Consider the following 11,830-nt stretch of genomic DNA (forward strand, 5'->3'; position numbering starts at 1 on the left):
ACCGGAACCCTCGCTGAGTATGCGCGGGTGCGACTTTTCGTTTGTGGTGTGGACCTGATTATTGGCAGGGCAGCCGTCTTAAGGTCCTAATCCCAAAAACCGCTGCGAAAGAAGACGCGCGCGCCCGCAGGGCACCCCCCCTCTCCCCCCGGGAGAGGGGCGGGGGTGAGGGTACGGCGCGAGCGTCGCCCCTCCTCGCGATTCGTGATCAACAGTCGACGATGCATGCGTCCGCCCCTGACTCTGCAAGGCATGCCCGTGTTTGGCCGGCGCCGTGACGCAAGCGGCAAGAGCGGACCTGGAGCCGGAGCCTTTTGCGACATCGTCCTCGGTGCTTGGAGCGCGTGTTGTCCGGGCCGAACGCCATAAGGTGTGCGCCGGAGCGAGCGGTGGCTACCGCCAGAATGTGGTGTGTTGCCATTGCACGCATGCAAGGTGCGAGGATTGCCTGGAGCATGTCTACGAATGTGGACAAAACCTGCTGCCTGCTGCGCGTGCTATGCAGGAACTGCGCACTGCAGCCGATCACGATAGGAGTGCGTTGCAACGTCGAGTGGCACAAGCAAAGCATCTGAGGGTGGCTGTCGTCGCTATGTCGTGCGCTGCAGCGCAGCCTTGGTCGCCACCGTTTCGGGGCGTTGCCTCCTCGATGGTGCCGGCCTGCTCGGCTTCTACGCTCGTCGTTGCACGTAGCGATAACGGCCTCGGCCGCCTGATCCGATGCGCAGGGCTCACGGCATCGGCCATTCCTCTCTCAGCAGCGAACCATGACAGTTCCCAACGGCGCCAATGCACAGATCACCGAAGCGGCGACGGTGTCCATGCCACCGGCCGCGTCCACCGGCGCCTCTGCCGCGACACCGGCTGCAACAGCGGCCGATCGTGGCGAGCTCGGCGACCCGGCCGGCGCGGCAGCCGCCACATCGCCGCCCGTGTCGCCAACGCCGCCATCCATGCTGAAGACGCTCGACGCACACATGCTCGCGCAGCCCGAGGCGGCAGGGCCGGCCTGCGACGCGCTCAACAGCACGGTCGTGCGGGGCGTACAGCGCAGCGATGCCGAAACCATGGCCTATGCACCGTCGCAGGTTGAGGTCGGATCGAACATGCGGATCAGACAGGCGCAGGGCCTGGTCGCGCCATCGGCGGCGGTCTATTTCGACGGCGTCAGCAAGACGGCGCTGGCCAGCCAGAGCGTGCTGCTCAAAAACCTGGCCGAGAACAAGCCGGAGCAGGCCGCCGAGGATGCGCTGGGCGTGCTGGCCACCGACGTGCTGGTCGGTGCCGCCGCGGCGGTCGCAGCCGCTGCTGGCGCGCTGGAGGCCGAGTCCGCCGGCTTGCCCATCGACAAGATCGACCAGAGCATCGCCAAGTAGGCGGACATGGTGCGCGGCCGCAAGTCCGCGTCCACCTAGGCCGTTCGCACAACCGGTTTCACTTCACGCAGGGGAGCACCATGCAAGCCAACCAAGCATCCGATTTCGCCACGCTGCGCCAGCTCACTGAGAGCTGGTTGCGTCGCCCGCTACTTCCTCTCGAGCAGGAGCAACTGCGGCGCTTCGCGTCAGAATCGTCCGCGCCGCCGGTAGCGCCTGCCGCCGAAACGGCCGGTGCGTCGCCGTCGCTGATCGATGCCGAGCGCGAGCGCGTGAAAGGCTTGATCCAGCAGATGCAGCAGACGATGCAGAACAGCAGAGTCGCGCTGGACGGCGCCACCGCGGCCAGCGAAGCGGCGGTGCTCAAGGCGGTCCAGTCGGCCAGTTCGCTAGACCAGCTACCACCGGGCCAGTTACGTCCGCCGCAGAGCGGCGAGGGCGGCAGCAATCACCTGGTGATGGCGCAGATCCCCGATCGCCTGGTCAATCTCGTGCAGGCCGAAGTACGCGCGTGCTTGGAGCGCGAGTTCGCGAGCCTGGCCCAGCAGATGCAGGCGGTGGTCGAGGCGGCGCGTGCGCAGGGGCTCATCGCGGATGCGCCGGCCGCGGAGCCGGGAGCACCATCGCCGCCTCCCGCTGCCTGAGCCGGGCGTGTGTTTCTCACACGCATGATGCGCTTTGCGGCGTGGGCCAAGGCCTTGCGCAACGGCGCGCGATGCAAATGGCTGCGTGCCATCAGCGATCCAGCCTGGCGCCACGTCGCGGACAGTAGCTCGTTCGCCGGCCGTACTGGTGGATCGCATTGGATGGCAGCGGATGCCGCGAGGGGATACACCCCGCAGCGGTAGCAACACGCATCGGCCGAGGTCGCGGCGCATCGTGGCCGATGTTCCCTCGTCGCGCGCACATTGCGGCGAGGCTGGCGAGACAAACGCCGCACACGGTTTCACAGGTTCTGCACTGTCCCGTTTTCAGAGATCGTACGGCGTGGGCCGTACCCCAACCCAGGAGCGAACACATGGCATTTCCCACCGCGGTCAACGACCAGATCACCGATGCGGTCACCCAGTCCAACGTCAAGGTCATCGGCGAAGCGCCGGCCTTCGCGATGGCGTCGATCTACCAGAGCATGGCGCACTCGACGGGTATCCTGTTCGGGAACGCTGTCTCCGCGCAGCAGCAACAGAACACCCTGGCGCAGGCAGTGGCCAACCAGGGCGTCATGCGGATCTACAGCCTCGACTCGACCGCTGCCGCCGGCGCCACCGAGAAGGTCGCGCAGACCGGCGTCTCCGACAACCTCACCAGCCTGCTGACCGTACTCAACGCGTTCAAGCAGCCGTAGGCCATGCACGCTAACGCCGTCGCAAGACGGCGGTAGCGATGCGGTCTTCTGCCTGACGAGGACCGTTCCAGGGCCTATCCACAGCAGTCAATAACCAGGTCACCGACGCCGTCACCGTGCCCAACGCCAAGGGCATTGGCGAAGCGCCGTGACAGGCAATGACGTCCGTCGAAAAAAGCTTGGCGCATTCGGTAGGCACGCCGTTCGAGAATGCTGTGTCAGCGCCGCTGCTGCCGGCTACGCTGGCGCAGGCGACCTGCCCGGGAGCAGTGCAGGCGCAGAGCGCAAGCACGACCGCGGACTCGGTTGAGAAGATCGCCCAGGCTGGTGTTGCCGACAATCTAGCCAGCTTGCCGGCGGTGCTGCGGGCGTTCAAGGACAACATGCCGACGCGGGCTTGATGGTCATCGTTGAAGACGTGCTCTGCGACGGCTCAGCGCGACACGTCTTTGTGCTTGAAGGAGCGGCTTCAGCCGCAACGGGCAATCCCGCTCACGCACGTCGCGGCGGCGGCCGCTCCCCAGGACTTGCGGTGTGTTGGCCAGGGTGCCTGTGGGAGTGACCTCAGTCCCGACGCCTTCCAAGGTCGGTAGTCGGGAGACCTCGTTGATCGCTGACGTCTGCAAATAGGCCTCCCTTCGCGATTGAAGCTCACTAGCGTCGCCGGATCTTGCATCTACAGCGGTGTCGCTATCGACCATCGACGTTCCGCGACGCCACGTCGTGCTTCCTGCCGCGTTGCCGTCGCCTCGTGGTGCGCGCGCCGGTTTTCTTTCGGCGCTTGCCTGAATCAAGTAGCCGTCGCTACACCACGCACGCGCTCCGGGGCATCAGCCGGCGCGCGCGCCAGCTCGCGAGTGCGATACGACTCACCCCATTCGCGCAGGCTGATCAGCACCGGCGCGAGTGAGTGGCCGAGCGGCGTCAGCGCATATTCGACCTTGGGCGGCACCTGCGGATAGACGTGCCGCACGATGACGCCGTCCTCCTCAAGCTCGCGCAACTGCAGCGTCAGCATGCGCTGCGTGGCGTTGGGAACCAGGCGCGTCAGTTCCATGAAGCGCTTCTTGCCGGAGAGCAGGTGGAACAGGATCACCGGCTTCCACACCCCGCCGATCACCGACAGCGTGACTTCGACCGCGCAGCCGCTCTTGCCATCCAGACGTTTCAGACGCATGGTCGTTGTACCTACAAAATTGATAGTACCTGCGGAAATTGTACGTTCTTGCGATGCGGGAAGTGTGTCCCGACAATGCCTGCAACGCGGTTTCGCTGCAACTGATGCGGCGCTGCCCCTCGCCACTTTCCCCCAAGGATGTCGTGCCCATGAGAGCCATCACCCTGCGCCAGCCCGCTGGCCTCGAGAACCTCCGCCTCGTCGATCTGCCTGACCCCGGCCAGCCGGGCGCCGGCGAACTGCGTGTGCGCGTGCATGCCAGCTCGCTCAACTTCCACGACCTGGGCGTGGTGACCGGCCGCATGCCCAGCGCCGACGGCCGCATCCCGATGTCCGACGGCGCTGGCGTGGTCGAGGCGGTGGGCGAGGGCGTGGACGAGTTCGCCGTGGGCGACGCCGTCGTCTCGACCTTCTTCCCGACCTGGCTGGATGGCGGCCCGACCATCGCCGATTTCGCCACCGTGCCCGGCGACGGCGTCGACGGCTATGCACGCGAACACGTCGTTCGTCCCGCGCACTGGTTCACGCACGCGCCGCGCGGCTATAGCCACGCCGAAGCGGCGACGTTGACGACCGCCGGGCTCACCGCCTGGCGCGCTCTGGTGGTGGACGCGCGGCTGAAGGCCGGCGACAGCGTGCTGGTGCTCGGCACCGGCGGCGTGTCGATCTTCGCCCTGCAGTTCGCCAAGCACATGGGCGCCACCGTCATCGCCACCTCGTCCTCCGACGAGAAGCTGGCGCGTGCGCAGGCGCTGGGTGCCGATTTCACCATCAACTACCGCCGCGACACCGACTGGGCGGCCAAGGTGCTCGACTACACCAACGGCCGCGGCGTCGACGTGGTGATCGAAGTGGGCGGACCCGACACGCTGGGCCAGTCCATCCGTGCTTGCCGCATCGGCGGCCACATCGCCCTGATCGGCGTGCTGACCGGCATTGCCGGCCAGGTGCCGACCGTGGCGCTGATGCAACGCCACCAGACCCTGCAGGGCCTGATCGTCGGCAGCCGCCGCCACCAGCGCGACATGGTCCGCGCCCTCGACGCAACCGGCATCAAACCGGTGGTCGACCAGACCTTCGCGCTGGAAGACATCGCCGATGCGTTTGCGCATCAGGCGGCGGGGAAGCATTTTGGGAAGCTGTGCCTATCGACCTGAATTGCGTGGATAACGAAGAAGGGATCGGCCCGGTTTTTGGCCATACCGGTCTCTGACAGAATTCATGGTCGATGAACTCAGACCACCTGGCTTACTCGGGCAACCCTTTCCTGTTGCGAAGCGTCGTATGCCAATTGCTGTGCCTGTTGCCGGTCGAAGGCTTGTGCGTGTTGCGACGTCTCGTGCAAGGGGGGAGCCGGCTCGCGGGTATCCAGCGACACCTTGAAGCCTGGTGTGGTCCCGACGACCCATAAGGTATCGCCAGACATGCGTACGCCATCAATCTTGGTGGCGTCCGTGATGCCCTCCTTCTTGCTCAACAGCATGGCGCGGGCGACGTGCTCGTCGGAGATCTCACGCGGGGTCGCCGCTCTGAGCTTGTCGAACATCGTCTGGTCGTTCGACGAAAGGCCGTCGTGTGGCCCCGGTTGCTGATCGCCGTGCGCAGCGTGCCCTGCGCCATTGGCCGTGGTGGCGTTGGGCGTAACAGCCGCCGGCCGTTCCGCATGCGGTGCAGCGTCCGGTGTCCTAGCGGGACCGACCGGCGTCGAGCGTTCGCTCTGGGTCGGCTGTGCCGCGTGCTTGATTTCTTCCGCCGTGGTGACGGCCTTCGGCACCATTCTGCTATTGGAAAAGAGTCCTTTCTGACCATCGTCCATCATTGTGACGATGGCGCTGTTCGGCCCTGGCCGTCCTGTGCTCTGATCGGGTTGCAGCGTGAGGGAGTAGGGACGCCCATCTCTGTCGAGTCCGGCCTGTGCGTGCGTGCGAGCGACTGCCGCGGTGGCTGCATCAATGTCGGCCTCGGTACGCGCAATCCCAGCGTTGGCGTAGGCATGCGCCACCAGGCCACGCATCGGGGTCGGTTGCGGTAGCGTCGGATGCGCAAGGGCCTCGTTTGCCAGGACCGCGTATTGCTGCAATCCGGCTTGCTGGCTCCAATACACCTCGTTCAATTCGTCGCGCACAGTGCCGCTGGCCTGATTGGTGCCGTAGATCATCTCCGGTGTCATCCATTCACCGTTCGCGTTGCGCGTATACGTATGGCCGTCGGAGGCGGCGAGCGATTCGGTCTGGGTACTCGCATTCTGGACGGCGACAGGCACTTCCCCATGCCGGTTCCAGCCGAACTGGTTATACGCGATCTGGTACCGGCCCGCGATCGCGGCAGGCGTATTGGCGGCATTCTGCGCGATGATCAGCTTCGCTGCGTGATCCAGCTCAGCGGCTCGCTGCGGAGAGGCCGTCTCCACATGGCTGGCCGTCATGCCATGCTCAAGGTACTGATCGACCACGGTACGCGACCACGCATGGTTGTGGGCGTCGCGCACCCAGTTTCCTTCGCCATCCGCGCTGCGCGTGTCGCCCTTGCTAGGTGCAATGGAGTAGGGATTCTGCGCGGCGGACAGATTTGCCAGCCCCAGTTCATAGGACGCGTTGGCGGACTTGTAGTTCAGTTCGTTCGCCAGCATGTCTCCAGCGACATAGCGAACCTTGCCGTAGGTCGGTGTCGTGCGGCCTGCGCCGAGCTGGGTTTCCGCAGTGATCTGTTGCGCTTCGGCGACGCGCGTCCACGTGCCTTTCGGATCTTTTGGGTCGCGGCTCCACGTGTTCCCGTCTCGATCCTGTTGCGTGAAAACACGTTCGAGGTCCTTTTGCTGCGCCCATTTTTCCCCAAGAAACGCGCCACCGATGCCTCCTACGACGCCGCCGACGCCGGAGGTGACAAGTGCGCCTGGACCAGTCGCCGCGCCGCCCGCCAGGCCATATCCGGCACCTGCCACGAAACCCAGTGCGATGCCCCCCCCAATGCCACCGACATTGCGACCGATGAAATGGGTCTTGGCCGACTCGGCGCCTATGGTGTTGCCCTGCGCTTCCAGCTTCAACACCTGATGGCCAGTGGTAGCGAAGTCGTAGGCCACTGCTGCAACTGCGACCGCGGTCGCACCTTTCGATAGCACACCTGGCGAAAGACCGCGAGAGGCGCCGACCGCCTCTGCGGCAACGGCGGCCTCTCCGACTGAGGCCGCGGGAGCTGCCCCGAGTCCCAACGGTGCGCGGGCCAGACCGGCGGCGCTGAGTTCGGCAGCGGCCGGGAACTTGGCAGCATCTGCCCCAAGCGTAGCGGCTGCTTCTCGCGAAATCGCGACCTTCGTGACTTTCGGTCCGGCGCCATCGGGTGCCACGAAGATGCCCTTGGGCGCGGCTTCAATGAACTGCGCCTGCACCATGGGCAGCACATCGGTAGCGCCCTGGCGCGCGTATATGGGCTTCAGCGCAGCGATCGGCTGCCCGCCCAATGTCTTGACGTTGGGATTGTCCAGCACCGTCGGCAATTCCACCTTGCCGAAGACGCGCTCCACGTTGGCATCGGCTGCGATCAGCTTGATGTCGCCCCGCAGCGACGCAGCGAACTCCTGCGATGCTTCCCCCCATAGGCAACCTTCGAGGGAGGTAGCGCTTCGCGCAGCAGCCTTGGCGTCGCCGTAAAGGAAGTGGCCCGCAGCTTTTTCCGCGTCGGCCAGGCTTTGTCCCTGAGAGACGAAGATGCGTTCGGCAGTGGCCCGCACGGCCGCTTCAACCTGTTTGTTGCCAAGGAACTGCGCCCTGGGGGTACTGTTGATGATCGGTTCACCGGTCTTGCCCGCCAGTTCGAGGGCGATCGTTTCGGACGATACATTGCCGATATCCCGGCTATAGAGGATGCCGCCATCGCCGGAGGCTTTGGCCGAATACTGGCGCGCCAGGGCCTGGACTTCATCAAGCGAGGTCGCGCGCTTTATCTGATCGATTTGCTTGGCGTAGTCGTCGCTCACGACGCACGCTCCGCATCGGTCAGGATCCAGCCATCCCTGAAAAGAACCTTGCCCATGAAGTGCGCATTTGGATACTCGGTCAGGAGCGACGGACGGTCGTTGAACTGCATGCCTGCTTCTATCAAGCGCACTGCCAGCGTCTGAATCCTGCCGACTTCCGGGAAACTGAAGACGCGACAGGTTCCCGGCATGTGCATGCCGACGTCGCCATCGCGGCCATAGCCGAACGAGACGATTTCGATGTTGTAGTCGTTGCCGTCGGGCAGGAAGGCTCTTTGGATCTCGCCGAAGTATTCGGCGTCGCCGACCTCTACCGCGAACGTCTCATGACGCTGCTCGTCGACGATGCCGCGTACGCCACCGGAGAATCGGGCGCGGCCTTCGGGAAACTGCAGCCAGTCGAAAGTGGGGTGCTGGTGCAGGTCCATGTCTGTCGCTCCTTCGGGATGTCGGGCACGATCATGGCCCTCGCGCTGGAGTTTTACGCTGGGATGCGGAGTGGAGCAACTGTAGTGGAGGAGAGTAAAACCAGGGTCGGAGTGCACTTCCCCTGCACGGACTCTGGACGTTGCCCGGTGGGGAGACTTGTGCGGATGTACTGACTATCCCGGGGGGGGATTCATTTCGCCGGCGGCAGTGAAGGGGTACCTGCTGACCAAGTTGGCCGGCTTCGAGCACGAAGTCTTCGCGGTGTTGTTCACGGATACAAAGCGTCGTCTAATCGACTACGTGGAGATGCTCCACGGCACGGTCGACGCCGCCGACGTGCATCCGCGCGATGTGGTGAAGCAGGCGCTACGGCTCAATGCGGCCGCGGTCATCGTTTCCCACAACCATCCGAGCGGAGGGCACCGAGCCGAGCGCGGCCGATAAGGCGATGATCTCACGGCGTCGCCAGGCGCTGGCGCTGGTGGACATTCGCACGCTGGATCACGTCATCGTCGCAGGCGCCGTCGCCATGTCGTTCGCAGCGCGCGGTTTGCTTTGACGCTGGGGGCTTCGGACCCCTTTTGGCTACGCCTGCTGGTGCATCACGCCAGCCGCCGCAGTGATGGCGACATAGGGCTGACGCTGCCAGCGGGGATCGGTGCAATGCTCAGCGCCCGGCGCTGTCCTCCAGGGCGGACGCTCATGCAGGAATCTGCATGGATGGGTGGAAGAAGATCACCAACGCGGCGCAGGGGGTGCTGACCGCCAGCGTCTACTGCTGCAGGGGCGTAGGGCGTGGAGTAGGTCACGCCGTGGTAGCCGCGACGCAACCTCGAAGACCGATGGTTGCCTGGCATGTCGGTAACAACGTCAGCAGGCATGGAGGTAGCATGGCCGGGCCCCACTCTCGGGGCAGCAATGAATCCGCAACCCAGCGCCTCTCTTTTGTTCACGGCGGCCATCGTCTGCCGCAGCAGTCGCTGCGGTGGCGATGGCATTGCCATAAAATATTAATAAAATTCAGATAGTTGTAGCTTGGTTTGGCCCGGGCCCCTCTTGGGTGGATTTCTTCAAGTTGTGGTCAGGCACAGTTCCGGTAAAGTAATGCGGCGCGAGCCTCGCTCTTGAGCCTTCATGGCTGACTATGCAGATGCTCAAGCGCTATCCCCACCTTCGCGCGGAAGAGCTGGTACAGCACTCCACCCGTTTCTCGGACCTCGCCGTCTGCTTCTACAAACCGACTGTAAGCCACCCGCCATGCCGAGAACCACGCATTGCCTGTACCAGCCGACGCCACAGCAATCGGCGCCGGCGCTGTCTCGTTGAGCCACGCTTATCGCAAGTCGCCCGAAAACAAGCACGTCATTTCAGCAACCAGGGAGGTTCATCATGAAACTACGCGCCATTTCCGCCACTCTCGCACTGGCTGCGGCTTTAGGCCTCGGCATCAGCGCCCCAGCTCGCGCACAGACGCCTGATTCTTGCTCGGTCTTTCTTTGCATGGCCAGCGTGTCCGGGTTCGGCGCTCCGAGTCCGCAATGTACGGCACCAATCGCAGCCTTCCACGCCATCCAGATATGGGACCCGAAGTTTGACGCGCCGGCCACGGCGGCGGCACGCCGGACATTTCTGATGACATGTCCAGGCGCGACCGTACCGAATCAACACATCTTGGAAGCCATCATTAGGGAGTGGGGCTACAAATTTTGACAGGTGTCGCCCGCTGATCCAGAAAGCGACTGCGTCTGGGACTTTTCGGGGATATCGCCAGGCCCCTGTTCGCCATGCTCATCGCGCACTGCTCGTGGACCGGCCAGCCTTTCGTAGACATCCAGTTGCCATAATTGATGGCAATGTCCGGGGTGTTTATGGGCGGCAGCAACCAATACACGGATGAGTTCCGTGCCAAAGCGGTGAGATAGGTAATCGGGCGTGGCTTCACGGTGGAGGAAGTCGCGTCCCGGGTCCAAGCACGTGTTGTATCGCTGGTGCAGGCAGCCGAGAAGACGGATGGTGGGCTGTCGCCGGGCAGAGCCGGTCGGTAGTGATCCTTGTCACTTTTTGGGCACGATGAGCCAGGTGTCGCCGCCAGAGGTGTTTTGTAGGCGGACGGTCACATCGTCTGCTTCGTAGGCCAGAAGGGTATCTGCCGGTGTCGGTGAGGCGACTGGCAGAATCACCGTGCGGTCGGCGTCGGCACCGATGGGCAGGACCCGGCGCGTGTTCTCGACCCAGCCTATGGCGGTGTGCGCTTGGTCGGTCGGGTCGTTGATTTGCAGATAGCTGATGCCCTCCTGCTGAAAGACATACACCCGCGCGGTACTGAGCTGGGATAGATCGCGAGCCTGTGGGTACCTCGACCCAAGCCGGTACTCGCCGAGGCAAGGATATGGCCGATATCCGGGCAGCGCGCCGACGCGCTGCCCGTGAGCAGCGTCAGTGCGGCGGCCAGCTTGATTGCAATGTGGTGGTGACGCATCACGTGTCCTTCCCCCTGGGGGTGGGCGTCTGCATCTCAGGCTCGGCCAAGGGGCGTGATCCCCATCAGGCGGGTGTTGACAAGCGGACTGCGCAAGCGTGGTCGGAAACTACCGCGTTGAGGGGTCAGACTTTTCCTACAGCCCGCTGTAGGGCCACGCATGGAAGGCGTTCGGCGAAGCCGGCCACGCCCGCCTGAATGAGGGGAGGTGGAAATTCAACCACACCTATGTCAGAGTTTGCCCCAACCTGCCCCAACTGCGCATAAGGACCATGGCCGCAGCAGGACCAGAACCTGCATCGATCCCTCAGCCCAGGTGGTGGGCAAATCCGCAGTCGTCAGCAAGAAATTGCTCTTGCGGCTGCCGGGCAGTGCTTCGCCCCCGTCCAAGCCCTTCTGCTCAGCCTCGCCCCGCTGGCGTCCTCGCTCTGTAGGACTGCCTCCTGATCCCGATCCACCGGTTTTGCTTCTGACCCGACGAGACCTGCCGTGAATACAGCATTTCGCCAACGCCGCTCCCTCATCCCGCTCTCGCCGTGGTTCGCGGCACTGCTGCTTGCCGGTGGACTCTGCGCCGGCCAGGCCAACGCACAGGTGATCGTCAATGATCCGGAGTCGATGTACAAAGCGATGGCGGAGTACGCGGAGACCGCGAAACGCTGGCAGGAAACGATCAGCCAGTACCAGAAGCAGTTGGAGCACTACCAGCAGCAGCTCATCAAGCTCCAGCGGCTGCAACTGGGCGAGTCCACCATGCAGGACAACTTCGCCGAGCGGCCCCAGGACTACGGCCTGGAAGACAGTTGCCCGGGCGCCGCCAAGAGCGGCCTCTCGGGACTGCTCAACCAGTTCAAGGCCCTGGCGCCGAACATGAGCGGTGACGCGGTGGGGGAGCAGACCAAGGTGTGCGCGCGCATCGTGATGGCGCAGAACGCCCAGTACAACGAGACCGTGCGCATGCTCAAGCGACTGATCGAGCGCAACCAGCAGTTCAAGAAACAGATCGAGGCCCAGCGCGACAGCATCGGGTCGAGCCAAGGCGCGCTGG

General features: G+C 64.3%; 8 protein-coding genes and 3 pseudogenes. 7 read left to right on the plus strand and 4 right to left on the minus strand.

The window, feature by feature from the left end:
- Nucleotides 1–815 precede the first annotated feature (815 nt).
- The 4 genes and pseudogenes from CEK65_RS19190 to CEK65_RS19205 all read left to right on the plus strand — a co-directional run bounded on the left by CEK65_RS19190 (nucleotide 816) and on the right by CEK65_RS19205 (nucleotide 3,122).
- Complete coding sequence (locus CEK65_RS19190; RefSeq protein WP_226980647.1) at nucleotides 816–1,376, plus strand: hypothetical protein; 561 nt, start codon at nucleotides 816–818, stop codon at nucleotides 1,374–1,376.
- Nucleotides 1,377–1,456: 80 nt separating this feature from the next.
- The gene (locus CEK65_RS19195) at nucleotides 1,457–2,020 is read left to right on the plus strand and encodes a hypothetical protein (protein ID WP_152182685.1); all 564 of its coding nucleotides are present in this window, start codon (nucleotides 1,457–1,459) and stop codon (nucleotides 2,018–2,020) included.
- Between the two features lie 374 nt (nucleotides 2,021–2,394).
- Nucleotides 2,395–2,721, plus strand: coding sequence for a RebB family R body protein (locus CEK65_RS19200; protein ID WP_017915251.1), 327 nt, complete (start codon nucleotides 2,395–2,397; stop codon nucleotides 2,719–2,721).
- A 116-nt stretch (nucleotides 2,722–2,837) separates the two neighbouring features.
- Nucleotides 2,838–3,122, plus strand: a pseudogene (locus tag CEK65_RS19205) (RebB family R body protein).
- A gap of 389 nt (nucleotides 3,123–3,511) precedes the next feature.
- Here CEK65_RS19205 and CEK65_RS19210 read toward each other — a convergent pair.
- Nucleotides 3,512–3,898, minus strand: a complete 387-nt coding sequence (locus tag CEK65_RS19210; RefSeq protein WP_148827611.1) for a helix-turn-helix domain-containing protein — start codon at nucleotides 3,896–3,898, stop codon at nucleotides 3,512–3,514.
- Nucleotides 3,899–4,047: 149 nt separating this feature from the next.
- Between CEK65_RS19210 and CEK65_RS19215 the strand changes: the two genes are divergently transcribed.
- Nucleotides 4,048–5,055: an NAD(P)-dependent alcohol dehydrogenase gene (locus CEK65_RS19215; protein ID WP_152182687.1), complete on the plus strand. Its 1,008-nt coding sequence runs from the start codon at nucleotides 4,048–4,050 to the stop codon at nucleotides 5,053–5,055.
- Between the two features lie 77 nt (nucleotides 5,056–5,132).
- On the opposite strand, the gene CEK65_RS19220 is transcribed toward CEK65_RS19215, so the two are convergent.
- Nucleotides 5,133–7,874, minus strand: a complete 2,742-nt coding sequence (locus CEK65_RS19220; protein WP_152182688.1) for a hypothetical protein — start codon at nucleotides 7,872–7,874, stop codon at nucleotides 5,133–5,135.
- Complete coding sequence (locus CEK65_RS19225) at nucleotides 7,871–8,302, minus strand: hypothetical protein (protein WP_152182689.1); 432 nt, start codon at nucleotides 8,300–8,302, stop codon at nucleotides 7,871–7,873. Before CEK65_RS19225 ends, CEK65_RS19220 begins: the two co-directional genes overlap by 4 nt.
- A gap of 190 nt (nucleotides 8,303–8,492) precedes the next feature.
- On the opposite strand from CEK65_RS19225, the pseudogene CEK65_RS19230 reads away from it, so the two are divergent.
- Nucleotides 8,493–8,862, plus strand: a pseudogene (locus tag CEK65_RS19230) (JAB domain-containing protein); the annotation flags it as partial.
- Nucleotides 8,863–10,357: 1,495 nt separating this feature from the next.
- Here CEK65_RS19230 and CEK65_RS19245 read toward each other — a convergent pair.
- Nucleotides 10,358–10,615: a hypothetical protein gene (locus CEK65_RS19245; RefSeq protein ID WP_017914920.1), complete on the minus strand. Its 258-nt coding sequence runs from the start codon at nucleotides 10,613–10,615 to the stop codon at nucleotides 10,358–10,360.
- Between the two features lie 785 nt (nucleotides 10,616–11,400).
- Here CEK65_RS19245 and CEK65_RS19250 point away from each other — a divergent pair.
- Nucleotides 11,401–11,830, plus strand: a pseudogene (locus CEK65_RS19250) (hypothetical protein); the annotation flags it as partial.

It is taken from the genome of Xanthomonas sp. LMG 12459 (assembly GCF_009192905.1).
Lineage (GTDB): Bacteria > Pseudomonadota > Gammaproteobacteria > Xanthomonadales > Xanthomonadaceae > Xanthomonas_A > Xanthomonas_A sontii.